The following is a 25,598-nucleotide window of genomic DNA, read 5'->3' as shown; positions in this document are numbered from 1 at the left end:
TCCCCAGCGGGACGCTTACTCACTCTTGTTCCTCCTGTCCACGAACTTCCTGGCGGGCCCGTCGCATCCCCTGCTGGAAACCGGCCATCCGGCTGCGCATCCGGTCTGCGGAGACCGGGGGCGCGGGCGCCTGCCGTCGCGGCTGCTGTTGCTGCGGTGCCGCCGGGCCGGCCGCCGTGCCGGGGACCAGATTCGCCTTGGGAGTGCGTTTCGGAAGCCCGGCGGCGGTGATGCCACCGAGACTCGGCTCGCTCGCGGCGGCTGCCGCCTGCCAGCCGGCATCGGCGGCGGTTCGCCACGCTTCCTCCCCAGAGCGTACGGCCTGCGCCGGCGTGGCTTCGCCGCCGCCCTCCGCCTGCGCCGCCTGATCCTCCGGCGGTCTGCGGAACCACGCCGACTCCACCGACGCGAAGATCGGCAGGAAGTCCTCCTGCTCCGCAGGCGACACCCCGGCCGAGGGGGCCGGGTCGGGCCTGCGCACGTCGTTCGTGGGGTACGACTGGGACGGCGGCGTCTGGAACGCGCCATTTCCTGATCGCGCGGAGCCCTGGCTCGGGTACGACGGGAAGGTCCCGGAGTCGAACGAGGCCGGGTGCCTGCGGTAGGAACCGCCGTCGGTGTCGGCGGTGAAGCCGTTGACGCCCGCCCTGCCGGGGTCGGACGGGTGCGTGCCGAACGCCGGCCCGGGCGTTCCCGGCGCGCTGTCGTACGTGCCTGGGCCGCCGCGCCTGGGCGCTCCACCGAGCCGGCCGGCGGTGCCGGGGCGGGGGGCGCCCGGGTCGAAGGAGTCGAAGCTGCCGAACGACCGGAACGTCCCGTTCGAGGTGGGCTGACCGGCCTGGCCGGGCACGCCCACCTGGCCGGGCACGCCCGCCTGACCCGGCACGCCCGCCTGGCCCGGAACGGTCCCGCCGCCGAACGCCGGGCGCTGCGGCAGCGGCTGCTGCGCGCCCTCGGCGATCAGCGCGGGCGGCAGCAGCACCATGGCGATCAGCCCCGACCCCTCGCCCTTCCTGAGCTGCACCCTGATGCCGTGGCGCAGCGCCAGCCGGCCGACCACGAACAAGCCCATGCGCCGGGACACCGACACGTCCACGACCGGGGGCTCGGCCAGGCGGCGGTTGGCCTCGGCCAGCTCGTCCTCGGTCATGCTGATGCCGGTGTCGGTCACCGACACCAGCGCGCCGCCGCCCTCGATGAGGCTGCTGGTGACCGTGACCTGGGAGTTGTTCGGGCTGAACTGGATGGCGTTCTCGACCAGCTCGGCGACCAGGTGGACCAGGTCGTTGGCGGCGCTGCCGACCACCGAGGTGGCCCGGTGCACCTTGACCTGGACACGCTCGTAGCCTTCGACCTCCGACAGCGCGGCGCGTACGACGTCGACCAGCTTGGCCGGCTGGCTGCGCCGGCGGGTGGCCTCGTGGCCGGCGAGGACCAGCAGGTTCTCGGAGTTGCGGCGCATGCGGGTGGCCAGGTGGTCGAGCTTGAACAGGTCGGCCAGCCGGGCGCCGTCCTGCTCGCCCTTCTCCAGGCCGTCGATCAGCGAGATCTGCCGCTCGACCAGCGTCTGGGTGCGGCGCGAGAGGTTGACGAACATCGAGCTGATGTTGCTGCGCAGCTCGGCCTCCTCGCCCGCCAGCCGCACGGCCTGCCGGTGCACCTGGTCGAAGGCCCTGGCCACCTCGCCGATCTCGTCGTTGCCCTCGACCTCGATGGGGCGCACCTCGCCGGCGGAGCCCTCGCCGCTGACGCGCAGCCGCCGGACCACGTCGGGCAGCCGGAAGCCGGCGATCTCCAGCGCCTCGGTGCGCAGACGGCGCAGCGGGCCGACCATGGAGCGGGCGATGGCCACGGTGAGGAGCAGGACGAGCAGCAGCAGCGCCACGATGAGCACTCCCGCGACGACCGCGTTGCGGATCTCCGCGCTGCGCAGTTCCTGGCTGCGCAGGCCGACCTTGCCGGCCAGGTCCTCCTCGATGCCGTGGAGCACGTCGATGGTGGTCGTGTTCTGCTTGAACCACTGCTCGCGGTCGCCCGTGGCGGAGATCAGGTTCTCGGTGATCCGCGCCCCCGGCGACCGGCCGCTGACCAGTGTGATCGCGCGCGCCTTGGTGAGCTGGACGTTGACGTACTCCTCGGTGCCGGTCAGCCGCCTGGACAACGTGAGCCCGACGTCGGGGCCGGCCTCCGCGCCGACGGCGGCGATGTCGCTCTGCTGGCGGGCGTTGGAGGCGATGAACGCCTCGACCTCGTCGGCGCCCACCCGCTGGGTGTTGTAGGACGCCTGGAGCAGCTGGACGCGCTGCCGGGAGACCTCCTCCTTGGCCGAGGCGAGGGCGCTGAGCGCGCGGAACTGCCCGATGATCTGCGAGTCGTCCGAGAGCAGGCTCAACTCGTCGTGCAGCCTGAGGAGGGTGTCGGTGAGGAAGTCGTAGCGTACGGTGTCGGTTCGGCCCTCCTCCCGGATCTGGGCCAGCCGGCTCAGGTCGTATTTCGCCTGGTCGGCGGCCTTGACGATGCGAGGGCCGTAAGACGCGTCCATCGTGGCGAGGTCGGAGCGCACGGTCTTGACCAGGGTGTCGACGGCGGCTTTGCGCTGCTCCAGCGGGGCGGCGAGCTTCTTGCGCACGGCGCGGCTCGCGGCCGCCCAGCCGGCGGTGTCACGCTCCAGCCCGATCGCCTGCACGAGGTCACGAAGGCGCCCGGCCTGCTCGGCGCCGATGGCCGTGCGGTCGTAGACGCCGATGCTCTGCACCGACTCGACCACCCGGGCTCCTCCGAGCACGACGCCGGCGATGGTGGGCACCAGGATGAGCGCGGTGAGCCGCCACCGCACGCGCCAGTTACGCAAGCCGAAGCGTGGCAGTGACCGCCGTCCGCGGTGCTGCGCGGCTGGGCCGCCGCCGGAGTTCCCCGTAGTCACTGCTTCCGCTACCCCTCAATCGTCCCCTCAGTCAACGAGCCCTCAAGTCGTCCACAAGGTATCCTCAGCATCCGACTTACCAGGCATTTCGGACACCATTGTTACAAAGGTGTCCGCCAGTCGTGTGCTGCTGGTTATCTCAGTGCGGCAAGCACCTGATCGCGGACCTGGGCCCTCTGCGCGTCGTCGCGGAGGGGGCGACCGGCGCGATCCACAACGTAGAAAACGTCCACCGCCTCCGCGCCGAGAGTCTCCACGCGAGCGGCCCTCACGTCAAGACCGCACTCACCGAACGCCCGTCCGATGCGCCACAGCAGCCCCGGCCTGTCATGAGCCCTGACTTCCACCACGGTGGCGGTCGCCGAGGCGTCGTCCACCAACGTCACGCGGGGTGGAGCGACGGGCACGCGAGGCGGCCTCATCGACCGCGTACGGCGGGCCAGCCGCTGCTCGATGTCAAGACGCCCAGCAAGGACGAGACGGAGATCCGCCTCCAGCGTCGCGGGGTCGGGCGGCGAGCCGTACTCGGGGATGACGGAGAACTCGATCACGGCCGTGGACCCCGCGGAGGCGGCCGAGGCGGAGCGTACGACGAGCCGGTGCGCCGCCAGCACGCCCGCGGCGCTCCACAGCAACCCCACCCGGTCGGGGGCGACGACCGTGACCGCTCCCCCGTGGACGCGGACGGCCCCGCCGCCGTGCCGGGCGAGCGCCGCCTGCTCGGACGAGAGCATGGGCGGCCTCGGCGGAGGCGAACCGGCCAGCACCGACCTGACACGGCGTACGAGGTCGGCGACGAGCCCCGCCTTCCAGGCGTTCCACGCGGCCGGGCCGGTCGCGTGACCGTCGGCCACCGCCAGCGCGGCCAGCAGGTCGAGCACCTCCCGCGTGCCGACCGTCGCCGCGACCTTCTCGATCGTGACGGGATCGTCGAGGTCCCTGCGGGTGGCGGTCTCCGGCAGCAGCAGGTGGTGGCGGACGACGGTCGCGAGGATCTCCACGTCAGCCGGTGGCAGGCCGACGCGCGTGGCGATGTCGCGGACCACGACCTCGCCCGTCGCCGAATGGTCGCCGGGCCAGCCCTTGCCGATGTCGTGCAGCAGCGCCCCGATCAGCAGCAGGTCGGGGCGGGAGACCTCGCGGGTGTGGCCGGCGGCGTTCGCGGCGGCTTCGATCAGGTGCCGGTCGACCGTGAACCGGTGGATCGGATTGCGCTGGGGACGGTGGCGTACGCGCTCCCAGTCAGGAAGCAGCTTGACAAGGATGCCCGCCTGGTCGAGCTCCTCCCACACGGGCACGGCGGCGCGGCCCGCGCCGAGGATCGACACCAGCGCGTCGCGCGCCTCCTCGGGCCACGGCACCGGCATCGGCGGCGACTGAGCAGCCAGAACGGAGACCGTGGCGGGCGCGAGGGGCAGCCCCGAGTCGGCCGCCGCGGCGGCGGCCCGCAGCACCAGCATGGGATCCCGGCGCGGGTCGACTCCCCTGGCGAGCACGACCTCGCCGCCGTGCTCGACCACGCCGTCCGCCAACGGGCGGCGGCCCCGGGGAGCGGGGCCTGACAGGAGCCTGTCAACGGTGCGCCAGGTGGTGTCGAACGCGTGGGAGACCGTACGGCCCGCCTCGGCGAGCCTGCGCATCAGCGCCTCGGCGTCGAGCAGTCCGAGCAGCCCCGCCACCGCGTCCTGCTCCTGCAGCACCAGCCGGTCGGTGCCGCGGCCGGTGACGACGTGCAGCGCGTGCCGCACGTCGAGGATGAGCTCGTACGCCTCCCGCGCCCTGGGGCCGGGCGCCGAGGCGACCCAGGCGGCGGCCACCGCCTGCATGGCCTGGACGTCGCGGAGCCCGCCGCGGCCGTCCCTCAGGTCGGGTTCGAGCAGGAAGGCCAGCTCGCCGCTGGCGCGGGCCCGCTGGTCCGCGGCGGCGCGCAACTCGCCGAGCCGACGCCGGGAGTCCGCCCGCCACTCGGCGAGCACCGCCTCCCTGGCCTTGCGGGTCAGCTCGGGATCGCCCGCCACGTGCCTGGCCTGGATGAGGCCGAGCACGGCCTTCAGGTCCTGCCGCGCGACGGCCACCGCTTCCTCGACCGTGCGCACGGAATGGTCGAGGTTGACCGCCGAGTCCCAGATCGGATACCAGATCCGGTCGGCGATCCTGGCGACGTCGGCCCGCCCGTTGTGCAGCAGGACGAGGTCGAGGTCACTGCCGGGGGCCAGCTCGCCCCTGCCCAGGCTCCCGACGGCGACCAGAGAGGCGTGCTCGCCGCCGCCGGCCGTACGGAAGAGATCCTTGAGCCAGCGGTCGGTGTCCGCGGCCCGCTCCCTGCGCGCCGCGGCGTACGAACGGGCCTCGCCCCTCACTCCTGTGCCCCCTTGCCGAGCTCCGCCCGGACCCCGTCGTCCGGGCGTCGCCTGGGTTCCATCACAGGGCCTCCGGGCCCCTCTCTCCCGTGCGGACGCGGACGACGGTGTCCACGGGCACGGACCAGACCTTGCCGTCACCGATCTTGCCGGTGTGCGCGGCCTTGACGATGACGTCGATCACGTCCTCGGTGTCGTCCTCTTCGGCGAGGACCTCGATCCTGACCTTCGGCACCAGGTCGACCTGGTACTCGGCGCCGCGGTAGACCTCGGTGTGGCCGCGCTGCCGGCCGTAGCCGCTCGCCTCGCTGACCGTCATGCCCTTGATGCCGAACTGCTCGAGCGCCGCCTTGACGTCATCCAGCTTGAAGGGCTTGACGATCGCCGTGATGAGCCTCATGCGTCCACCTTCTTCGTGACAGGAGCGGTGACGGGGCCGTTGGACGAGCTCACGCCGGAGGCGTGAACGGTGCCGAGGTCGTAGCCCGTCTCGGCGTGGGTGGTGATGTCGACGCCGGTGACCTCGTCCTCGGAGGAGATGCGGAAGCCGAGGGTCTTGTGGATGATCGTGCCGATGATCCACGTGATGACGAAGGAGTAGGCGCCGACCGCGACCGGGCCGAGCACCTGCAGGCCGAGCTGCCCGAAGCCGCCTCCGTAGAACAGGCCCTCGCTCTGCTGGTCCGTGGCGGGGTAGGCGGCCAAAAAGCCGAGGGCGACGGCGCCGACCACGCCGCCCACCAGGTGCACGCCGACCACGTCGAGCGAGTCGTCGTAGCCGAGCCGGTACTTCAGGCCGACCGCGTAGGCGCAGGCCGCGCCGGCCAGCAGGCCGATCACCATCGCGGCCCAGGGGTCGACGAAACCACAGGCCGGGGTGATGGCGACCAGACCGGCGACCGCGCCGGAGGCGGCGCCCAGGCTGGTGGCGTGCCCGTCGCGCAGCTTCTCCACGAGGAGCCAGGCGCCTACGGCGACCGCGGTGGCGACCTGCGTGTTGATGAAGGCCAGACCGGTGATGCCGTCCACGGCGAGCTCGGAGCCGGCGTTGAAGCCGAACCAGCCGAACCACAGCAGGGCCGCGCCGAGCAGCACCAGCGTCAGGTTGTGCGGCCGCATCGGCTCCTTGCGCCAGCCCTGCCGCCTGCCGAGCACCAGGGCGAGCGCGAGCGCCGCCGCTCCTGCGTTGATGTGCACGACGGTGCCGCCGGCGAAGTCCTCGATGCCCATGGTGTTGAGCCAGCCGGTGCCCCACACCCAGTGCGCGACCGGGAAGTAGACGACCGTGGCCCAGATGACGGTGAAGAGCATCCACGCCCCGAACTTCGCCCGATCCGCGATCGCGCCGCTGATCAGCGCGACCGTGATGATGGCGAAGGTCATCTGGAACATGGAGAAGACGAGGCTCGGCATGCCGGTGCCGTCGTCCGCGGTGGCGGTGTCGACCAGGCCCTGCAGGCCCAGGGCGTCGAAACCGCCGACGAAGGTGTTGAGGGCCAAACTGGGGTTGTCGGTGAAGGCCAGCGAGTGCCCGAAGAGCATCCAGGTGATGGTGACGGTGACGATGGCGCCGAACGACATCATCATCATGTTCAGGACGCTCTTGGCCCTGGTCATGCCTCCGTAAAAGAACGCGAGGCCCGGAGTCATCAACAGCACCAGTGCGGCGGCCGTGAGCATCCAGGCAGTCGTGCCGCTATCGATCTCCACGACGCGACCCTCCTTACATGTGACGTGTGGCCACAGCGTGTTCGGCCGGGGTTTCGTGGCTCGACCAGGTGTGTTTCACATTCGTGAATCTCGCCGTACGGGTGTTTCGGGCGAGTTTCGGCCTTTTCACGGCAACGGTTACGGCACGGCACTATTGAGGCGTGGAATACTTAGGCTTGCCTTACCTAATCGATCAAGGAATGCCCATGCGTCTTCGCCTGGCCCTCGCCGCCACGCTCTCCTTCGCCCTCGTCGCCTGCGGTAGTTCCACCTCCTCCCAGGAGGCCGGTCCCACGCGGACCGTCAAGCACGCCATGGGCGAGACCGCCGTGCCCATGAACCCCAAGCGGGTGGTGGTGCTCGACACCGACAAGCTCGACACCATGGTCTCGCTCGGCCTCACGCCCGTGGGGGCCGCGCAGGCCTCCCAGAACCAGACCTGGCCCGACTACCTCGGCCCCACGCTCAACACCACCAAGGCCGTGGGCACCCTCCAGGAGCTGAACCTCGAAGCCATCATGGCGCTCCGGCCCGACCTCATCCTCGGCTCCAAGTTCCGGCAGGCCCCCTTCTACGACAAGCTCAGCAAGATCGCACCCACCGTCTTCACCGAGCGCGTCGGCATCACCTGGAAGGACAACTTCCTGCTCGACGCCGAAGCGCTCGGCAAGAAGGAACAGGCCGCGCGGCTGCTGTCGGACTACGAGAAGCGGGCCAAGGACGTCGGCGCCAAGTTCGCCAAACTCAAGGTGAGCATCGTGCGCTTCATGCCCACCGAGATCCGCATGTACGGGCCCGAGTCCTTCAGCGGCATCGTGCTGGGCGACGCCGCCATCCCGCGGCCCGAGACGCAACTGCTGAAGGACCAGGACGACAAACGGTTCGGCAAGCTCAGCCAGGAGAACATCGCCAGGGCCGACGGCGACGCGATCTTCTACAGCGCGTACGGCGAGGCCGCCGCCAAGTCACAGGCCACGGTCACCGCCGGCCCCCTGTGGAAGAACCTCAAGGCCGTCACCTCGGGCAACGCCCACAACGTGGACGACGAGGTCTGGATGACCGGCATCGGCGTCACCGCCGCCGGCAAGATCCTCGACGACCTCGACGAACACCTCACCCCGCTGGTGTGACCCGATCGCCCTTCCTTGACCGGACCGGGCCGCAGCACCCGCGCGCCAACCCCGACCTCACGATCTGCTGGGTGCGCGGGTGTCTGCCCGGCGTGCGGCGGTCTCTGAGACAAGCCTTCCGGGAATCCCCTCGGGCTGAGCGCCGCACTGCGTGCCCACGGCCCGCTCGACCCGCCGTGGACCACGTGGCCTGTCCACGGTGGGGACATCAGGCGGCGGCGGTGGCCATCTTGCGGAGGCGGGCCAGGGCGTCGCGCTCGATGCGGCGGGCGCGGTCGCGGCCGATGCCGTAACGTTCGCCGACCTCCGTGAGCGTGTGCTCGCGCCCGTCGAGCAGACCGTAGCGCCAGCGCAGCATCTCGCTCGTGACGCCCTCCAGCCCGGTCAGCCATTCGTCCAGCCGCTCGCGCTCCAGGATGTCGATGGCCTGCTGCTCCGGGTCGGCCCACGTCTCGTCGGCGATCATGTCACCCAGCTCGGTCTCGTCCTCGTCTCCCACCCCGAGCTGCAGCGAGACCGGGTCGGACGCCCACCGCCGCAGCTCACGCACCCGCTCGATCGGCAGGTCGAGAATCTCGGCCAGCTCGGCGTCGGTCGGCTCGGCGTCGAACTCCGCCAGGATGTCGCGCCGCACGCGCATCAACCGGGTCATCTGCTCGCCCGCGTGCGTGGGCAGCCGCACCGGCCGCGCCTGCTCGTGGATCGCCCGCCCCACCGACTGCCTGATCCACCACGTCGCGTAGGTGGAGAACTTGTAGCCCCGCCGGTAGTCGAACTTCTCCACGGCGCGGACCAGGCCGAGATTGCCCTCCTGCACCAGGTCGATGAGCGGCATCCCCCGGCCTGAGTATTTCCTGGCCACCGCCACCACCAGGCGCAGGTTGGCCTGGATGAACTCGTCTTTGGCCCGTTGGCCGGAAATGGCCAGGCGCTCCAGCTCCTCGTCCGCCGCGTCCCCGATGCGCGGCTCCGAGCCCCCGCTGTCGAGCAACTGCTCGGCGAAGAGACCCGCCTCTATCCGCTTGGCGAGCTCCACCTCTTCCTCCGCCGTGAGCAGGGGGACCCGGCCGATCTCGGCCAGATAGGTCCCCAGCAGGTCGCGATCGGCGACATGCTGCTCCTGCGTGCGACTCCCCGTAGGCCTTGCCATCCCCAGGCACCTCGTTCCCGCAGCTGCGTTCCCTACCGGGCCAACGTCCGGCCAGAAGCAAAGATTCCCTAAAGCACTACGTCGGAGGGAGGGTTCTGGATGTCCTCCTCAAGGAGGAGGCCACCGTGAAACACCTGGTGGACAAGGGGAACGCCAGGTCGGTAGGCCAGATGCACATAGGAGGGGGCGTCGAGGACGACGATGTCCGCGCGGGCTCCGCGCCGCAACCAGCCTACGTCCGTACGCCGCAACGCGCGCGCCCCGCCGTACGTGGCCGCCCTGATGGCCTCCAGCGGCGTCATCCGCATCTCGCGCACGGCCAGCGCCACGCAGAACGCCATCGACGACGTGAACGACGACCCCGGGTTGCAGTCGGTCGCCAGCGCCACCGTCGCGCCCGCGTCGAGCAGCCGCCGCGCGTCCGGGTACGGCAAGCGCGTGGAGAACTCCGCCCCCGGCAGCAGCGTCGCCACGGTGCCCGAGGAGGCCAACGCGTCCACGTCGGCCGCCGTGAGGTGGGTGCAGTGGTCGGCGGAGGCGGCCCCGAGCTCGCAGGCGATCCGCACGCCCGGCCCCTCGGTCAGCTGGTTGGCGTGCACCCGCGCCCCGAGCCCCGCTTTCACCCCCGCCGTGAGGATCTCCCGGGTCTGGTCGCCGTCGAAGGCCCCGCGCTCGCAGAACACGTCCACCCACTTCGCGTAGGGGGCGCACGCCTCGAGCATCTCCCCGGCGACCAGCCGCACGTACGCGTCGGCGTCCACGCCGGAAGGCACCACGTGCGCCCCGAGGAAGGTGGTCTCGTCGGTCAGCACGGTGGCGATCTCCAGACACCGGCGCTCGTCCCCGACGGACAGCCCGTAGCCGCTCTTGATCTCCACGGTGGTCGTGCCCTGCGCGAGCATCTCGTTGACCAGGCCGAAGGCGTGGGTGGCCAGCTCGGCGTCCCCCGCGTCGCGCGTGGCGGCGACCGTGGTCCTGATGCCGCCTCCCGTGTAGGGCTCGCCGGACATGCGGGCCTGGAACTCCGCGGTCCTGTCGCCGGCGAAGATCAGGTGGGCGTGGCTGTCGACGAAGCCGGGGATGACGGCCCTGCCTCCGGCGTCCACACGCGCGTCGGCGTCCGGCGCCCGGCTCGCGGGCCCGGCCCAGGCGACCAGGCCGTCCTCGATGACGAGCGCCGCGTCGGGAATCTCCTCGCGTTCCGGGTCGCCGGTGTACAGGAGCCCGATCCCGTCGATCAGCGTCGTGCCCGTCATGGGTTCCTCCTGGGTGTCGGTTGTCGCCGGCCCGAGCGGTCAGCGCAGGGCGGCGATCGCCTCGATGAGCATGGGACCGACGTCGCCGAGCACGTGGCGGCCCTCGGTGACCACGCGCCGGCCGCCGGAGACGACCGCGTGCACGTCGGCCGCCGTGGCCGCGTACACCACGGCCTCCAGCCCCCGCGCGCCCGCCGTGCGCACGGAGTCGAGGCGTACGGACACGAGGTCGGCCCACGCGCCCGGCACGAGCAGGCCCGCGCCGGGGAAGCCGAGCGAGGTGTGGCCCGTGACGGTGGCGGCGGTGAGCAGCTCGTCCGCGCGCCAGTGGCCGCGCGTGTGGGTGGCCAGCCGCTCGTCCAGCTCGACCGCCCTGGCCTCCTCGAACAGGTCGATCACGGCGTGGCTGTCGGAGCCGAGCGTGATCGAGGCTCCCCGGTCGGCCGCCGCCCTGGCCGGTCCGACGCCGTCGGCGAGGTCGCGTTCGGTGGTGGGGCACATGCAGACGTATGAGCCTGACTGGCCGAGCAGCTCGATGTCCACGTCGGTCAGGTGGGTGGCGTGCACGGCGGTCGAGCGCGGCCCCAGCACGCCCCGCTCGTGCAGCACCTGGACGGGCGTGGCCGCGTACATCTCGATGCAGGCCGTGTTCTCCGCCTGCTGCTCGGAGACGTGCACGTGCAGCGGCGCCGCGTTGCGGTGGGAGAACTCCGCCACGACCGGCATCTGCTCGGGCGGCACCGCGCGCACCGAGTGGATGGCCGCGCCGATCTCCACGTCTGGCTGCCCGTCGTACGCCGCCACCAGCTCCTCCGCCCTGGTCTCCCAGCCTTCGGCGTCGCCGTCGGTGAAGCGCCTCTGCGTGTCCGTCAGCGGCGCGCCGATGCCTCCCGACAGGTAGCAGGTGTCGAGCAGCGCGATGCGCAGACCGGCGTCGCGGGCCGCCTGGATCAGGGCGTGGCCCATCGCGTTCGGGTCGTCGTAGGGCCGGCCGTCCTCGCCGTGGTGCAGGTAGTGGAACTCGCCCACGCACGTCACCCCGGCCAGCGCCATCTCCGCGTATACGGCCCTCGCCAGGCGCAGGTAGGAGCCGGGGTCCAGCTTGCCGGCCACCGCGTACATCCGCTCGCGCCAGGTCCAGAAGTCGCCCTGGCCCTCCTGGGTGCTGCCGCGCAGCGCGCGGTGGAAGGCGTGGGAGTGGGCGTTGGCCAGGCCGGGGACGGTGAGCCCTGCCAGCCGCTCCGCCGATCCCGGCGGGCCCTGGCTGATGCGCGCGATCCTCCCACCCTCGATCTCGACGAGCACGCCGTCGGTGACGCCTTCGGGCAGCCAGGCCTGCTCACACCAGTACACGTGGGAGGCTCCGCCCCCCGCGACCCCCCTGAAAGCCTCCGTGGTCTTCCCGGAAGGCCCTCCGCTCCCCGCCCTCATCAGGACCTCGGCTTCGTCTCGGTCAGCGACACAGATCCTCCAGCACGTTCGCGAGTGCCTCGACTCCCGCCTCGCAGTCTGCCTGTTCGGCGTACTCGTCGGGCGAGTGGGACACGCCGGTGGGGTTCCTGACGAACACCATGGCGCTCGGGACGCCCGCCGTCGCGAGGATTCCCGCGTCGTGCCCGGCTCCTGTCGCCAGGATCGGCGCGGGCGTGTCGCCTCCGGCGGTCCTGGCCAGCCGGTCGCGCAGGGCCGCGTCGAAGTCGACGACCGGCGTCCACGACTCCTCCCGTACGTCGGCCGCGGCCTCGGCCGTCAGGTCCGCGACGAGGGCGCGTACGGCCCTCTCGTCGGCGCCGCGCGCGTCGAGCCAGGCCGAGACGAGACCGGGGATGGCGTTGGCGTTGCCGGGCGAGACGCGGACCTTGCCCACCGTGGCCACCACGCCGTGCCGCGCCGCCAGCTCGCGCGCGGCCAGCACCATGCGGGCGAACGGCAGCATCGGATCGTCGCGGTCGGCCAGCCGGGTGGTGCCCGCGTGGTCGGCCCGGCCGCGGAAGTCGAAGCGCCAGCGGCCGTGCGGCCAGATCGCCCCGGCCACGCCCACGGGGCGGCCCTCGGTGACGAGAGCGCGGCCCTGCTCCACGTGGAGCTCGACGAACGTGCCGATCATGGCGAGCGTCTCGTCGTCACGCCCCGCGGCGTGGGGTTCGCGGCCGGCCCTGGTCATGACGTCGGCCAGCGTGTCGCCGTCGTCGTCCTTGAGCGAGAGCGCCCGCTCGGGGTCGAGCAGGCCGGTGAGCAGCCGCGACCCCATGCAGGGGACGCCGAACCTCGCGCCCTCCTCGTCGGTGAAGCAGGCGACCCCGACGGGCACGGCCGGGGTGAGGCCGCGCGCTCTCAGCAGGTCGAGCGCGGCGAAGGCCGAGACGACGCCGAGCGGCCCGTCGTACGCGCCGCCCTGGCGCACCGAGTCGAGGTGGCTGCCCGTGACCACGCCGGGCCGCCGCGGCGAGGGGTCGCCCCACCATCCCCACAGGTTGCCGTTGCGGTCCTCCCGCAGGGCGAGGCCCCTTCGCCGCGCCTCGCCCGCGAACCATTCGCGGAGTTCGAGGTCCGCGGACGACCACGCGTCCCTGACGTAGCCGCCGGTCGCCGGATCGCGTCCTACGTGAGCGAGTGGTTCGAGCATGACCCCACTGTAGTGAATGGCTCCATTCAGGCCCGCGGGCGGATGGTCAGCTCGGTGAGGTGGGCGTCGGGACCAGCGGTGACGGCGGCCAGCACGGCCCGCGCCACGCTCGCCGGCGTCAGATATCGCTCCGGCTCGAACTCCCCGCCCTCGAACTCGCGCACGCCGCGCTGCATGTCGGTGGCCGTCCGGCCGGGATAGACCGTGGTGACCCGAAGCCCGGGCTCCTCCAGGCGCAGCGCGTCGGCGAGGGCCTTCAACGCGAACTTGCTGGCGGAGTAGGAGCCCCAGCTCGGGTTGACCCGCTGGCCGGAGCCCGAGTTGACACAGACGACGTGGCCGCCGGCCCGCCGGAGCGCGGGCAGGAGCAGCCTGGTCAGCTCGGCGACGGCGACGACGTTGACGTCCATCGTCCTGCGCCATACGTCGGCGGGCTGGTCGGCGATCCGGCCGAGCTCGCTGATCCCCGCGCTGTGCACGAGCACGTCGAGCCGCTCGACGTGCTCGACGTCGACCTGCGTGACACGGGTCAGCTCGACCGGCCACGGCCGCGCGCCTGGCAGCTCGGCCGCCATCGCGGCGAGCGCCGCCTCGTCACGGCCGCCCAGCATGACGTCGTGCGTCGGGGCCAGGGCTTCGGCGACGGCCGCGCCGACACCCCGGGAAGCGCCGGTGACCAGCGCCGTTGGTCGTTCACTCATGAGCCCAGCTTATTGACCTTGACGGATGCTCAAGTTTGTACTCAAATTTGACTGCATGTCCTCCACCCGCATCCTCATCCTCGGCGCGCTGCTCGACGAACCCATGAACGGTTACGGCGTGCGCCGGCGACTGGAAACCATGAACGTCGACCGCTGGGCCAACGTGGCCTTCGGCTCGATCTACCACGGACTGGCCAAGATGGCCGACGAGGGCCTGCTGGAGGTCGTCGAGGCCGGCAAGGGCGGCAAGGGCGTCTACGCGATCACCGATGTCGGCCGCGCGGAGTTCCACCGCCTGTTGCTGCATGCCTGGCACGAGGTGCGACCGATCATCGACCCCTTCCAGGTCGCGCTGACATTCATGGACCGGCTGGAAAAGCAGGAGATTCTGGACGCCCTGTATGGCAGGATGCGTCAGCTCACAACGAGCGTGGAAACCTTCGGACACATCTTCGGCTCCAAACAGCGTTTCTTCACCCCCCGGCATGTGGACGAGAACCTCCGCCTGACCCAAGCCATGCTGCAGACCCAGCTCGACTGGGTGGAGCAGGCGATCGGGCGGGTCGAGGCGGACGAGTTGCCCTAGAAAGAGCGGGAATTCTCATGATCATCCAGGCAGACGACCTGCGCAAAAGCTTCACCACCAAGAGCAGGAAGGGCACACAGACCGTCGAGGCCGTACGCGGCGTCGGTCTCGAGGTGGAGAAGGGCGAGATCTTCGGCGTGCTCGGCCCCAACGGCGCCGGCAAGACCACGACGATCCGCATGCTCTCCACGTTGATCGCCCCTGACGCGGGCACGGCCGTCATCGCGGGCCACGACCTGCTCAAGCACCCCGCCGCCGTACGCCGCAACCTCGGCTACGTGAGCCAGGCCGGCGGCGTGGAGGACACCACGAGCGCCAGGGCCCAGGTCGTGATGGCCGCCAGGATCCACGACGTGGCCGACCCGAAGCAGGCGGCCGCCGAGGTGCTGGAACGTTTCGATCTGACCGAGATGGCCGACCGCCCGGGCCGTACGCTCTCCGGCGGGCAGAAGCGGCGGGTGGCCATCGCGATCGGGCTGGTGCACAGCCCACCGCTGCTCTTTCTCGACGAGCCCACCACCGGCCTCGACCCGCAGAACCGCGCCAACCTGTGGGAGCGCATCAGGCAACTACGCGAGGCGGGCACGAGCGTGCTGCTCAGCACGCACTACCTCGACGAGGCCGACGCGCTGTGCGACCGGCTGATGATCGTCGACCACGGCGAGGTCGTGGCGGAGGGAACCCCCGGCGACCTCAAGCGGCAGGTGTCCGGCGACGTGATCACGCTCAGGGCCGACGACCTGGAGAAGGCCGCCGGCACACTCAAGCCGCTGGCCCGCGAGATCCGTGTCGACGAGGACGTGCTGCGCGTCTACGTCGACGACGGCGAGCACACGCTGCCCGCGCTGCTGCGGGCGCTGGAGGGGCAGGGCGTCGGGCTGAGCTCGATCGCGCTCGACAGATCCACCCTCGACGACGTGTTCCTGGCCAAGACCGGCCGCACCCTTCGTGACGCCGGAGCCGAATCATGATCCGCCACACCGTCCTGTTCACCGGCTACGAGTTGAAGAAGTCGTTCAGCAACCCCATCTGGCCGCTGTTCGGCATGATCCAGCCGGTGCTCTACCTCCTGATGTTCGCGCCGCTGCTCAAAACCATGACGCCGGGCGGCACGACCACCGACGCGCTGCGCATGTTCACCCCGGCGGCGATGATGATGATCGCGGTGTTCGGGTCGTTGTTCTCCGGGTTCGGCCTGATCGCCGAACTGCGCAACGGCTCGCTCGAACGTTACGCCGTCAGCCCCGCGTGGCGGCCGGCCATCGTGCTCGGCCGGGTGGCCAAGGACATGGTCGTGCTGGTGTGCCAGGCGATCCTGGTGCTGGTCGTGGCGATGGCGATGGGCGTGCGCATCGGGGCCGTCGAGCTGGTGCTGGTGTTGCTGCTCATGGCGGCCACGGGGTTGTTCGCCTCGGGGTTGTCGCAGGGGCTGGCGCTGACCGTTCGCGACGAGAACGGCATGTCGCAGACGCTCAATCTGTTCATGTTGCCGATCATGCTGCTGGCCGGGTTGTTCGTGCCGATCTCTTTCGCGCCCGACTGGATGAAGACGCTGGCCCCGGTCAACCCGCTCTATCACGCGGTCGAGGCGGGGCGTGCGTTGTTCGCGGGCCGGCTGTCCGACTCGTCGATCCCGGTCGCGTTCGGGCTGTTCCTCGTGCTGGCGGTGCTCACCACGATCTGGTCGATGCGCTCGCTACGCAGGATCGCCGGCTAGGAACGTGCCGGTCTCGTCGGTCATCCGCTCATATTCCTCCAGCCGCGCCTGGGTGCGCAGCGGCGCCGCGTCGGCGATGGCCTCCACCAGGGCCATCGCCAGGGCGAGCGGCGCCGCGTGGGAGTCGAACACGAGGCGGTCGCCGACGGGGGCGTCCAGCACGACCTCCGCCGGGAAGGTGGTCCTGTCGGTGATGGCGGCCACCCGCAGGCCCAGCTTCTCGGCGTACTCCAGCGCCTGGACCGCTTCGACGGGATATCTCGGCAGCACCACGGCCACCACCCACTCGGCCCCCGCCCGGCGGGCCGCGTGCAGCCCGTCGGCCAGCTCCGACCCGCCGTGCGTGAGCAGCCGCACGTCGGGGTGGATGCGGCGGGCGTAGTAGGCGAAGGTGGTGGCCAGCCCGCAGGAGACCCGCAGCCCGACCACCGGCAGCGGCTCGGTGGCGGCCAGTTGCTCGCCCAGCTCCTTCAGGGGGAAGGCCGGCAGCCGCTCCCTGACGAGCGCGAGGTTGCGGATCTCGGCGTCGATGGCGCCGCGCAGCAGGCTCTCCTGCGGCGCGTGCGGCCCGCCGCCCAGCACCAGCGGCCGCAGCGCCTGCCGCAGCTCGGGATATCCGGCGAACCCCAGCACCATCGCGAACCTCGTCACCGAGGGCTGGCTCACCCCGGCCCGCTCGGCCAGCTCGACGCTGGACAGGAAGATCGCCTCGTCGAGGTGCTCACTGAGGTAGTGGGCGATCCTGCGCTGCACGGGCGACAACCGCCGGCCGTCCAGCAGCACGCTCAGCCCACCGTGATATCCGTCCGCCACGCCACCTCCAACGTCACCGGCCCCGCGTTCTCATCCCTCACCCTGGTCACAGAGGGGTCAGGACTCCCGCATCGGGACGCGCACGCCGCGGTCGGCGGCCACCTGGGCGGCCTCCTCGTAGCCGGCGTCCACGTGCCGCATGACGCCGGTGCCCGGGTCGTTGGTCAGCACGCGGTCGAGCTTCTCCGCCGCCAGCGCGGTGCCGTCGGCCACCGTGACCTGGCCGGCGTGGATCGAACGCCCGATGCCGACCCCGCCGCCGTGGTGGATGGACACCCAGGCGGCCCCCGAGGCGGTGTTGAGCATGGCGTTGAGCAGCGGCCAGTCGGCGATCGCGTCGGACCCGTCGGCCATGGCCTCCGTCTCGCGGTAGGGGGAGGCCACCGATCCGCTGTCCAGGTGGTCACGCCCGATCACGACGGGCGCCTTGAGCTCGCCCGAGGCCACCATGTCGTTGAACCGCTCGCCCGCGACGTTGCGCTCGCCGTAGCCCAGCCAGCAGATGCGCGCGGGCAGGCCCTGGAAGTGCACCTTCTCGCCGGCCTTGCTGATCCACCTGGCCAGCGCCTCGTTCTCGGGGAAGAGCTCCAGGATCGCCCGGTCGGTCGCGGCGATGTCGGCCGGATCGCCGCTCAGCGCCGCCCACCGGAACGGGCCCTTTCCCGCGCAGAACAGCGGCCGGATGTACGCCGGCACGAACCCGGGGAAGTCGAACGCCCGCTCATAGCCGGCCAGCCTGGCCTCGCCGCGGATGGAGTTGCCGTAGTCGAACACCTCCGCGCCGGCGTCCTTGAAGCCCACCATGGCCGTGACGTGCCGGGCCATCGAGGCCCGCGCCCGCTCGGTGAACCCGGCCGGGTCCTTGTCACGCTCGGCCGCCATGTCCTCGAAGGCGACCCCCTCCGGGAGGTACATCAGCGGGTCGTGGGCCGAGGTCTGGTCCGTGACGATGTCGATCTCCGCGCCACGCGCCAGCAGGTCGGGCACGGCCTCCGCGGCGTTGGCCACCACCCCGATCGACAGCGGCCCGCGGGCGTCGCGCGCCTCGTAGGCCAGCCGCAGCGCCTCGTCCAGCGACTCCGCGGCCACGTCGAGGTAGCGGTGCTCGATGCGGCGGGTGACCGAGCGCGGGTCGCAGTCGACGCAGATGGCGACGCCGCCGTTCATGGTGACGGCGAGCGGCTGGGCGCCGCCCATCCCGCCGAGCCCGGCCGTCAGCGTGATCGTCCCGGCCAGCGAGCCGCCGAAGCGCTTGTCGGCGACCGCCGCGAACGTCTCGTACGTGCCCTGGAGAATGCCCTGCGTGCCGATGTAGATCCACGAGCCGGCGGTCATCTGCCCGTACATGGTGAGCCCGGCCGCCTCCAGCCGCCGGAACTCCTCCCAGCTCGCCCAGCCGGGCACCAGGTTGGAGTTGGCGATGAGCACGCGGGGCGCCCACTCGTGGGTGCGGAACACGCCCACGGGGCGCCCCGACTGCACCAGCAGGGTCTCGTCGCCCTCGAGCGTCGTCAGCGTCCTGACCAGCGCGTCGAACGACGGCCAGTCACGTGCGGCGCGGCCCGAGCCGCCGTAGACGACCAGTTGCTCGGGGTGCTCGGCGACCTCCGGGTCCAGGTTGTTCTGGAGCATGCGGAGCGCCGCCTCCTGCGGCCACCCCTTGGCGGTGATCGTCGTGCCTCGCGGCGCGCGCACGCTGCGGCTCATGGTGACCCTCCTGAATGAGAGCATTCATCTATGTCACCCGCAGACTACATCGCTCAACTCACCAGGAACTGGGTGGCGGCCAGCTCGCGATAGAGGTCGTCCAGGCCGACCAGCTCGTCGTGCGTGCCGACCGCGCGCACGCCCCCGCTCTCCATGACCACGATCCGGTCGGCGTTGGTCACCGTGGACAGGCGGTGCGCGATGACCAGCACCGTGGTCTCCGCGGCCACCTCGGCGATGACCTCGCGCAGCCGCAGCTCGTTGACCGCGTCGAGCTGGGAGGTGGCCTCGTCGAGCAGCAGCAGCCTGGGCTTGCGCAGCAGCGCCCTGGCGATGGCGACGCGCTGCCGCTCGCCGCCCGACAGCAGCACGCCGCGGTGCCCGACCGCCGTCTCCAGCCCTTCGGGCAGCCTGGCCACCAGGTCGTCGAGCCGGGTGCGGGCGAGCGCGCGGCGCAGTTCCTCGTCGGTGGCGTCCATGGCGGCGAACAGCAGGTTCTCCCGCAGCGTGCCGGCCAGTACGGGGGCGTCCTGCTCGACGTAGCCGAGCGCGGCGCGCAGCTCGCCGAGCGGCCAGTCGCGGATGTCGCGCCCGCCGATCCTGATGGTCCCGCCCTGGTGGTCGTAGAAGCGTTCGAGCAGGGCGAACACCGTCGACTTCCCCGCTCCCGACGGCCCCACCAGCGCGGTCAGGCCGCCGGGCGGCACCTCGAAGGTGACGCCGTCGTGCACGATCGGCCGGTCGTCGCCGTAGCGGAAGACCACGTCCTCGAACGTCACCCCGACCGGCTCCACGCTGCCCTGGGCGACACGGACCGGCTCGGTCGGCTCCGCCGGCAGCTCCTCGATCTCCCTGATCCGCTTGAGCGCGGCGAGCCCCTGCTGGAGCTGCACCCCGCCCTGGACGAGCTGCCCGATCGGCGGCACGAGGTAGAACAGGTACAGCAGGAACGCGATCAGCGACGACACCTCCAGCGCGCCGGAGGCCACCCGCGAGCCGCCGACGCCCAGCACGCACAGGAACGCGATCTGCACCGCCATCCACGTCGCGACACCCGCGAGCGAGGTCCACCCGGCGACCTGCAACCCCCTGTCGCGGGCGCGCACCGCCGCCTCGCCGACCTCGGCGATCTCGCGCTCCTCTGCGCCGCTCGCCTTCACCGTCCGGTACGCCTGCAACGCCCGGTCCAGCACGGCCCCCATTTCTCCCACGGCCTCCTGGGCGTGCGTCTGGGCCCGCCGGATCTTCGGCATGATCAACGCGACCAGCGCGCCGATCACGACCACCACGAGCAGCGTGATCAGCAGCAGCACGCCGTCCATGGCCGCCATCATGACGATGGCCCCGACCAGCATGAAAGCCGCGCTCACCGACTCGACGATGCCGTTGGTCAGCACGGCGCGCAGCAGCGTCGTGTCGCTGGTCACCCGTGACATCAGGTCGCCGGGCTTGAGCCGGTCGACGTCGGCGACCTTGAGCCGCAACATCCGGTCCACGAGGCCGCGCCTGGCGCCGAGCACGATGCCCTCGCCCGTGCGTTCCATCAGGTAGCTGCCTCCGGCCGACACCACCGCGCCCACCAGCACCGCGACGGTGAGCCCTAACAGCGGTCCGGCCATCGACGTGTTCTCGCCGAAGGCGTCGACGACGTACTTGGCCAACAACGGCATCGCCAGGCCCGCGGCCGAGCCGATCAGCCCCAGCAGGCCGCCCACGATCAGGATCTTCCTGTGCGGGCGTACGTAGGCGAGCAACTCCTTGATCACCGCAACCCCTTTCACGACATTTCTCGACTTTGCTCCAACGAACGGAAGCCCCCGTTCGGCACCGATCCGCCAGGGTCAACCTAAATTGACGACTTAAGTATGTCAACCTTGGTTGACTTATCCTTCTTGAGGAGGAGAGGACATCCAGGAGCGGCCCCCATACGAATAGGGCGTCGAGGAACCCGGCCGGACCATCGGCACGTCGCGAGCACCGACCCTCGTGACCGGCGGCTCACACCCGGAGCCGTCCGGTCCGTCCGGCGGCGGGCCGGCCGTCTCCACCGCCTGCCGCCACGCCGGCCGGCCGTGCCCCCCGTCACGGCCGGCCGGCCACCTCTTCCGCCGCACCCGGCCCGTCCGTCCCGGGGACGGCCGACACGCCGGGTCGCGCCACCCCCGACCCGTTTCCGGCCGGTGGCCGCCCCGTCAATCCCGAGAATCAGTCGATGTCCGGAAACCCGTCGTTGTGCGCCCTCCCCGGCCTTCTAGCTCACGGAAGGCGTAGAGGTGCCCCACCGAGGCGACGTCGAAGATGTCGCGCGCGTGGCCCCGGTCGTGCAGGGCCCGCATCGTGAGCCCGGTCGTGTCCTCCACACTCGGCACCGGCCGGGGGGAACTCGGCGGCCGTGGCGGGGTCGAGGTCGCCGCTCGGCCGATCGGTGAACCCATACGCCTTCCTCGCATGGCCGCCCGCGAGGACGAGGCCGTACCGGTCGAAGACGGGCAGCACCGCGTGCAGCAGCCGTTCGTGAAAGGGGGCGAGACGCACCGCCGGCGACCTCACGTGTGCCGGCGCTGGCGGCGCGTGGACGGCAGGTCGTGCCGCCCTGAGAGGAACTCCTGGAAGGCGATCTTGACCCGGATCACCGGCCGCCGCCACCGTTCCTCGCGGTGGATCGCCTTGGCCATCTTCCGCGGCGACTGCTTGGTGAAGAACCAGTGGGCCCAGGGCGAGCCGGGCCGCGCCAGGCGGATCGCGCCCACCAGCAGCATGGGCGGGACGAACAGCCCCGCCATCCCCGTCCAGATCTTGCCCTTGAGCAGGGTGACGACGGCCAGCGCCAGGTTGGCGATGATGAGCATGGCGGGGTTGACGGGGGTGCCGTAGTCCCAGGTGAGCGGGCGCAGCCCCATGAGGAGCAGACCGGTGACGGCGACCGCGATGAAGACGGCGTCGACCGAGGTGCGCCCCTCCTCCTCCCAGTAGACGTCGTGCAGGTGCAGGATCAGCGCGAACTCGTCCAGCACGAGCGCCGACCCGATGCCGAACACGCACGCGGCGGCCGCCGTGCCCACCTGCGAGCCGGGAGAGACGATGAGGCCGGCGACCCCGCCGACCATCATCAGCACGACGCCGAACACGACGTGGTGGATGTGCATCTCCCCCACGCTGACGTTGCGGAACCAGCCGATCTTCGCCCTGATCAGGCGTACGTTGATGCGCGTGGCGATGAAGGCGACGATGAGCGCGACGAAGTAGCAGAACAGCGGCAGCCGTCCTGTGGCGATGATGGTGTGCTGGAACCAGTTCCCCATGATGCTGGAACTGATGCTACGAGCCGATGAGCCCTTTATGCGCGCAACCGGGTGGCTCTCAGGCCAGGAACGCGCGCAGGAGGGCCGCCGTGCCCTCCAGGTGCTCGGCCACCGCCCGGCGGGCCGCGTCGGGGTCGCCGGCCAGGATGGCGTCCACGATGGCCTGGTGCTGCACGGCGGCGTGGTCGAGGTTGACCTGGAGCATGGGGATGGCGTTGAGCAGGTCGCTGACCCGCGAGCGCGCGTCCGCGCAGGTCGTGGCGAGCAGCGGCGAGCCCGTCAGCTCGGCGATCGACAGGTGGAAGGCGGTGTCGAGCCGGCGGTAGTCCTCCAGGCCGGCCTCGTTCACGTCGGCGAGCCTGCGGACGAGCACCGCCCGCTGCTCCTGCCCGGGCCGGGACATCGCCAGCACCTGGGCGGCGCCGCACTCCACCGCCAGGCGGAACGTGAGGGCGTCGGACAGGTCGGCCATGCCCATCTCGTTGACTGCCTCGCGCAGGTGGCCGGCGTCCGGCTCGGGCGGCGCGTACGTGACGAAAGCGCCGCCGTAACGGCCCCTGCGCACGTCGAGGTAGCCCGCGTCGGACAACGCGCGGATGGCCTCGCGCAGCGTCACCCTGCTGATGCCGAGCCTGACGGCCAGCTCGCGCTCGGGAGGAAGCTTCTCGCCCTGCGCGACCAGGCCGAGCTTGATCGCCTGGAGCAGGCGTTCCACGGTCTCCTCGAAGGCGTTGCCGGCTCTGACCGGGCGCAGCACCGTCATCAAACGCGCCGACTCGTCCAAGGTGTCCTCAGGTCTTGACAAGCGATCCCGCCATACACATCAATGGTCTAAGACTAGCCCAATCAATGGGGAAGCGTGTCAGCGCAGATCGGAGCGGCGCAGCGTGAGCGATGGAGCGAACACCGGATACCTTTCCGTCAGCGAGCTACGCGACGAGGTGGCGTCCGGGCGGATCGACACCGTGCTCCTCGCGATCGCCGACATGCAGGGCAGACTGCAGGGCAAGAGACTGTCCGCACGCTATTTTCTCGACGAGGTGCTGCACCACGGCTCCGAGGGGTGCAACTACCTGCTCGCGGTCGACGTGGACATGAACACCGTGGCCGGCTACGCGATGTCGTCGTGGGAGCGCGGCTACGGCGATTTCGTGATGAAACCCGACCTGACGACGTTGCGCCGGGTGCCGTGGCAGGAGGGCACGGCCCTGCTGATGGCCGACCTGGCCTGGGAGAACGGCGGCGACGTGCCTCCCTCCCCTCGCCAGATCCTGCGCAGGCAGCTCGCCCGGCTCTCGGAGCGGGGGCTGACCGCGTACGTCGGCACCGAGCTGGAGTTCTGCGTCTACGAGGACACCTACGAGCAGGCGTGGCAGCGCGGCTACCGCGACATGTCGCCCGCCAACCTCTACAACGTCGACTACTCGCTGCTGGGCACCGCCCGCATCGAGCCCCTCCTGCGGCGGATCAGGCGCGACATGGAGGGCGCGGGGCTCTACGTCGAGTCCGCCAAGGGCGAGTGCAACCTGGGCCAGCACGAGATCGCCTTCCGCTACGCCGAGGCGCTGCGGACCTGTGACAACCACGCCATCTACAAGAACGGCGCCAAGGAGATCGCCGCCCAGGAGGGCAAGTCGATCACCTTCATGGCCAAGCCGAACGAGCGTGAGGGCAACTCCTGCCACATCCACATCTCGCTCAGGAGCCTTGACGGGGACCCCGTGATGGCGGGGCCGGGGCCGTACGGGCTCTCGCAGCTCGGCGCCCACTTCATCGCCGGTCAGCAGGCCTGCCTGCGCGAGCTCACCCTTCTGTACGCCCCCAACATCAACTCCTACAAGCGCTACATGCCCGGCAGCTTCGCCCCCACGGCGATCAAATGGGGCGTCGACAATCGCACCTGCGCGCTCAGGCTCGTCGGTCACGGGCTGTCGCTGCGGATCGAGAACCGCGTGCCGGGCGGCGACGTCAACCCCTACCTCGCGGTGGCCGGGCTGGTGGCGGCCGGGCTGCACGGCATCGACAACGAGCTGCCGCTGGAGGACGCGTTCGAGGGCAACGCCTACGACTCGGGCGCGGAGACCGTGCCGCACACGCTGCGTGACGCGCTGCCCCTGTTCGAGGGGTCGAAGCTGGCACGCGAGGCGTTCGGCGAGGACGTCGTCGAGCACTACGCGAACAACGCGCGCGTGGAGCTGGCGGCGTTCGACGCGGCGGTGACGGACTGGGAGATGTTCCGTGGTTTCGAGCGAATGTGACGGGTGACCGATGAAGATCGTCAATCCGGCGACGGAGGACGTCATCGCCGACGTCGAACTCGCCGACGCGGCCGAGGTGGACCGGGCGGTGGAGCGTGCCAGGACGGCGTACGCCGCCTGGCGGCGGGTCGCGCCGGGCGACCGGGCGCGGCTGCTGCGCAGGTTCGCCGATCTGGTGGACGAGCACGGCGAGGAGCTGGCGCGGCTGGAACTCGCCAACGCCGGGCATCCGATCGGCAACGCCCGCTGGGAGGCGGGCGCCGTACGCGACGTGCTGCACTTCTACGCCGGGGCGCCCGAGCGCGACCACGGCAAGCAGATCCCGGTGCCCGGCGGCGTGGACGTCACCTTCCAGGAGCCGCTGGGCGTGGTGGGCGTCATCGTGCCGTGGAACTTCCCGATGTTGATCATGTCGTGGGGGGTGGCCCCCGCGCTGGCGGCCGGTAACACGGTGATCGTCAAACCGGCCGAGTGGACCCCGCTGACCGCGCTGAGGCTGGCCGAGCTGGCCCTGGCGGCGGGCCTCCCCGAGGGGGTGCTCCAGGTGCTGCCCGGAGCGGGGGAGGTCGCGGGCGCCCGGCTGGTGGAGCACCCCGGCGTGGCCAAGATCGTGTTCACCGGCTCGACCGAGGTGGGCAAGGAGATCGCAGCCAAGGCGGCGGCCCAGGTCAAGCGGGTCACGCTGGAACTAGGCGGCAAATCCGCAAATATCATTTTTGCGGATGCCGATCTCGACAAAGCAGCGCAAGCCGCCCCCTACGCGGTGTTCGACAACGCCGGACAGGACTGCTGCGCCAGGTCCCGGCTGCTCGTCCAGGCCGGCGTGTACGACGCCTTCATGGAGCGCCTCACCGAGGCCGTACGCGGCGTCGTCGTCGGCGACCCCCTCGACGAACGCACCGAGATGGGCCCGCTGATCAGCGCCGAGCAGCTCGACCGCGTACGCGGCTTCGTCCAGGGCGCTCCCTACCTCCAGGGGTCCTGTCCGGCCGGCAAGGGCTACTGGTTCCCGCCGACCGTACTCACCCCGGACGTCACCGACCGCGCGTTCACCGAAGAGATCTTCGGGCCGGTCGTGTCGGTGGCGCCCTTCGAGGAAGAGGCGGACGCCGTACGCATCGCCAACGACACCCCGTACGGGCTGAGCGGCTCCGTCTGGACCCGCGACGTGGGGCGCGCGCTCCGCGTGTCCAGGGCGGTCGAGGCGGGCGCGTTGTCGGTGAACTCCAACGCGGCGGTCCGCTACTGGACCCCGTTCGGCGGTTTCAAGCAGTCAGGGCTGGGCCGGGAGCTCGGGCCGGACGCCCTGGCGGCGTTCACGGAGACCAAGAACGTCTTCATCTCCTGGGAGTGAGGTAG

Annotated in this window: 20 protein-coding genes; 6 read left to right on the top strand and 14 right to left on the bottom strand. The window is 71.1% G+C overall.

The window, feature by feature from the left end:
* Positions 1–19: 19 nt before the first annotated feature.
* The 4 genes from E1267_RS06365 to E1267_RS06350 form a co-directional block, all read right to left on the bottom strand.
* Entirely contained in the window at positions 20–2,851 is a 2,832-nt protein-coding gene (locus E1267_RS06365; RefSeq protein ID WP_165959482.1) for a sensor histidine kinase, read from the bottom strand.
* Positions 2,852–3,057: 206 nt separating this feature from the next.
* Positions 3,058–5,283, bottom strand: a complete 2,226-nt coding sequence (locus E1267_RS06360; protein ID WP_132330739.1) for a [protein-PII] uridylyltransferase — start codon at positions 5,281–5,283, stop codon at positions 3,058–3,060.
* A gap of 61 nt (positions 5,284–5,344) precedes the next feature.
* Positions 5,345–5,683, bottom strand: a complete 339-nt coding sequence (locus E1267_RS06355) for a P-II family nitrogen regulator (RefSeq protein WP_132330737.1) — start codon at positions 5,681–5,683, stop codon at positions 5,345–5,347.
* Positions 5,680–6,993, bottom strand: coding sequence for an ammonium transporter (locus E1267_RS06350; protein WP_246063535.1), 1,314 nt, complete (start codon positions 6,991–6,993; stop codon positions 5,680–5,682). Before E1267_RS06350 ends, E1267_RS06355 begins: the two co-directional genes overlap by 4 nt.
* A gap of 206 nt (positions 6,994–7,199) precedes the next feature.
* Here E1267_RS06350 and E1267_RS06345 point away from each other — a divergent pair, with 206 nt between their 5' ends.
* Entirely contained in the window at positions 7,200–8,123 is a 924-nt protein-coding gene (locus tag E1267_RS06345) for an ABC transporter substrate-binding protein (protein WP_246063533.1), read from the top strand.
* 208 nt (positions 8,124–8,331) lie between these two features.
* Here E1267_RS06345 and E1267_RS06340 read toward each other — a convergent pair whose 3' ends face one another.
* The 5 genes from E1267_RS06340 to E1267_RS06320 all read right to left on the bottom strand — a co-directional run bounded on the left by E1267_RS06340 (position 8,332) and on the right by E1267_RS06320 (position 13,856).
* On the bottom strand, positions 8,332–9,273 hold the full coding sequence (locus tag E1267_RS06340; RefSeq protein WP_132330733.1) for a sigma-70 family RNA polymerase sigma factor: 942 nt from the start codon (positions 9,271–9,273) through the stop codon (positions 8,332–8,334).
* A gap of 68 nt (positions 9,274–9,341) precedes the next feature.
* Complete coding sequence (hutI, locus tag E1267_RS06335) at positions 9,342–10,529, bottom strand: imidazolonepropionase (protein ID WP_132330731.1); 1,188 nt, start codon at positions 10,527–10,529, stop codon at positions 9,342–9,344.
* Between the two features lie 39 nt (positions 10,530–10,568).
* Positions 10,569–11,882 carry a formimidoylglutamate deiminase gene (locus E1267_RS06330; protein WP_246063531.1) on the bottom strand — a complete coding sequence of 438 codons (1,314 nt, stop codon included), beginning with the start codon at positions 11,880–11,882 and terminating at the stop codon, positions 10,569–10,571.
* A gap of 100 nt (positions 11,883–11,982) precedes the next feature.
* Positions 11,983–13,155 (bottom strand): allantoate amidohydrolase, encoded by a 1,173-nt coding sequence (locus E1267_RS06325; RefSeq protein WP_132330727.1) that lies wholly within the window; start codon positions 13,153–13,155, stop codon positions 11,983–11,985.
* Positions 13,156–13,181: 26 nt separating this feature from the next.
* The gene (locus E1267_RS06320; RefSeq protein WP_132330725.1) at positions 13,182–13,856 is read right to left on the bottom strand and encodes an SDR family oxidoreductase; all 675 of its coding nucleotides are present in this window, start codon (positions 13,854–13,856) and stop codon (positions 13,182–13,184) included.
* Between the two features lie 25 nt (positions 13,857–13,881).
* Between E1267_RS06320 and E1267_RS06315 the strand changes: the two genes are divergently transcribed.
* The 3 genes from E1267_RS06315 to E1267_RS06305 are packed head-to-tail and all read left to right on the top strand — an operon-like array spanning position 13,882 to position 16,159.
* Complete coding sequence (locus E1267_RS06315; RefSeq protein WP_220449360.1) at positions 13,882–14,442, top strand: PadR family transcriptional regulator; 561 nt, start codon at positions 13,882–13,884, stop codon at positions 14,440–14,442.
* Positions 14,443–14,459: 17 nt separating this feature from the next.
* On the top strand, positions 14,460–15,413 hold the full coding sequence (locus tag E1267_RS06310) for an ATP-binding cassette domain-containing protein (RefSeq protein ID WP_132330721.1): 954 nt from the start codon (positions 14,460–14,462) through the stop codon (positions 15,411–15,413).
* The gene (locus tag E1267_RS06305; RefSeq protein ID WP_132330719.1) at positions 15,410–16,159 is read left to right on the top strand and encodes an ABC transporter permease; all 750 of its coding nucleotides are present in this window, start codon (positions 15,410–15,412) and stop codon (positions 16,157–16,159) included. Before E1267_RS06310 ends, E1267_RS06305 begins: the two co-directional genes overlap by 4 nt.
* Here E1267_RS06305 and E1267_RS06300 read toward each other — a convergent pair.
* The 5 genes from E1267_RS06300 to E1267_RS06275 form a co-directional block, all read right to left on the bottom strand.
* Positions 16,139–16,972 carry a MurR/RpiR family transcriptional regulator gene (locus E1267_RS06300; RefSeq protein ID WP_132330718.1) on the bottom strand — a complete coding sequence of 278 codons (834 nt, stop codon included), beginning with the start codon at positions 16,970–16,972 and terminating at the stop codon, positions 16,139–16,141. The two genes, E1267_RS06305 and E1267_RS06300, sit on opposite strands and share 21 nt — an antisense overlap.
* Positions 16,973–17,029: 57 nt before the next feature.
* A complete protein-coding gene (gene hutU / locus E1267_RS06295; RefSeq protein ID WP_181957749.1) occupies positions 17,030–18,679 on the bottom strand; it encodes a urocanate hydratase in 1,650 nt (549 codons plus the stop codon).
* Between the two features lie 53 nt (positions 18,680–18,732).
* Positions 18,733–20,445 (bottom strand): ABC transporter ATP-binding protein, encoded by a 1,713-nt coding sequence (locus E1267_RS06290; protein ID WP_246063529.1) that lies wholly within the window; start codon positions 20,443–20,445, stop codon positions 18,733–18,735.
* A 780-nt stretch (positions 20,446–21,225) separates the two neighbouring features.
* Positions 21,226–21,981, bottom strand: coding sequence for a hypothetical protein (locus tag E1267_RS06280; RefSeq protein ID WP_132330712.1), 756 nt, complete (start codon positions 21,979–21,981; stop codon positions 21,226–21,228).
* 58 nt (positions 21,982–22,039) lie between these two features.
* Positions 22,040–22,744 (bottom strand): FadR/GntR family transcriptional regulator, encoded by a 705-nt coding sequence (locus E1267_RS06275; protein WP_132330776.1) that lies wholly within the window; start codon positions 22,742–22,744, stop codon positions 22,040–22,042.
* A 124-nt stretch (positions 22,745–22,868) separates the two neighbouring features.
* Between E1267_RS06275 and E1267_RS06270 the strand changes: the two genes are divergently transcribed.
* Both E1267_RS06270 and E1267_RS06265 read left to right on the top strand, forming a co-directional pair.
* On the top strand, positions 22,869–24,239 hold the full coding sequence (locus E1267_RS06270; RefSeq protein ID WP_132330710.1) for a glutamine synthetase family protein: 1,371 nt from the start codon (positions 22,869–22,871) through the stop codon (positions 24,237–24,239).
* A 10-nt stretch (positions 24,240–24,249) separates the two neighbouring features.
* Positions 24,250–25,593 carry an aldehyde dehydrogenase family protein gene (locus tag E1267_RS06265; RefSeq protein ID WP_132330708.1) on the top strand — a complete coding sequence of 448 codons (1,344 nt, stop codon included), beginning with the start codon at positions 24,250–24,252 and terminating at the stop codon, positions 25,591–25,593.
* Positions 25,594–25,598: the final 5 nt, after the last annotated feature.

Origin of the sequence: Nonomuraea longispora (assembly GCF_004348345.1) — a bacterium.
Taxonomy (GTDB): Bacteria; Actinomycetota; Actinomycetes; order Streptosporangiales; family Streptosporangiaceae; genus Nonomuraea; species Nonomuraea longispora.
The sequence above is the reverse complement of the archived record's forward strand: the minus strand, read 5'-3'. Positions and strand labels throughout refer to the sequence as shown.

Excerpts from the sequence above, each read along its gene's own strand:
- E1267_RS06355 (WP_132330737.1), bottom strand. The coding sequence starts at position 5,683 with ATGAGGCTCATCACGGCGATCGTCAAGCCCTTCAAGCTGGATGACGTC.
- E1267_RS06345 (WP_246063533.1), top strand. The coding sequence starts at position 7,200 with ATGCGTCTTCGCCTGGCCCTCGCCGCCACGCTCTCCTTCGCCCTCGTC.
- E1267_RS06340 (WP_132330733.1), bottom strand. The coding sequence starts at position 9,273 with ATGGCAAGGCCTACGGGGAGTCGCACGCAGGAGCAGCATGTCGCCGAT.
- hutI (WP_132330731.1), bottom strand. The coding sequence starts at position 10,529 with ATGACGGGCACGACGCTGATCGACGGGATCGGGCTCCTGTACACCGGC.
- E1267_RS06325 (WP_132330727.1), bottom strand. The coding sequence starts at position 13,155 with ATGCTCGAACCACTCGCTCACGTAGGACGCGATCCGGCGACCGGCGGC.
- E1267_RS06320 (WP_132330725.1), bottom strand. The coding sequence starts at position 13,856 with ATGAGTGAACGACCAACGGCGCTGGTCACCGGCGCTTCCCGGGGTGTC.
- E1267_RS06315 (WP_220449360.1), top strand. The coding sequence starts at position 13,882 with ATGCTCAAGTTTGTACTCAAATTTGACTGCATGTCCTCCACCCGCATC.
- E1267_RS06310 (WP_132330721.1), top strand. The coding sequence starts at position 14,460 with ATGATCATCCAGGCAGACGACCTGCGCAAAAGCTTCACCACCAAGAGC.
- E1267_RS06305 (WP_132330719.1), top strand. The coding sequence starts at position 15,410 with ATGATCCGCCACACCGTCCTGTTCACCGGCTACGAGTTGAAGAAGTCG.
- hutU (WP_181957749.1), bottom strand. The coding sequence starts at position 18,679 with ATGAGCCGCAGCGTGCGCGCGCCGCGAGGCACGACGATCACCGCCAAG.
- E1267_RS06280 (WP_132330712.1), bottom strand. The coding sequence starts at position 21,981 with ATGGGGAACTGGTTCCAGCACACCATCATCGCCACAGGACGGCTGCCG.
- E1267_RS06275 (WP_132330776.1), bottom strand. The coding sequence starts at position 22,744 with ATGACGGTGCTGCGCCCGGTCAGAGCCGGCAACGCCTTCGAGGAGACC.
- E1267_RS06265 (WP_132330708.1), top strand. The coding sequence starts at position 24,250 with ATGAAGATCGTCAATCCGGCGACGGAGGACGTCATCGCCGACGTCGAA.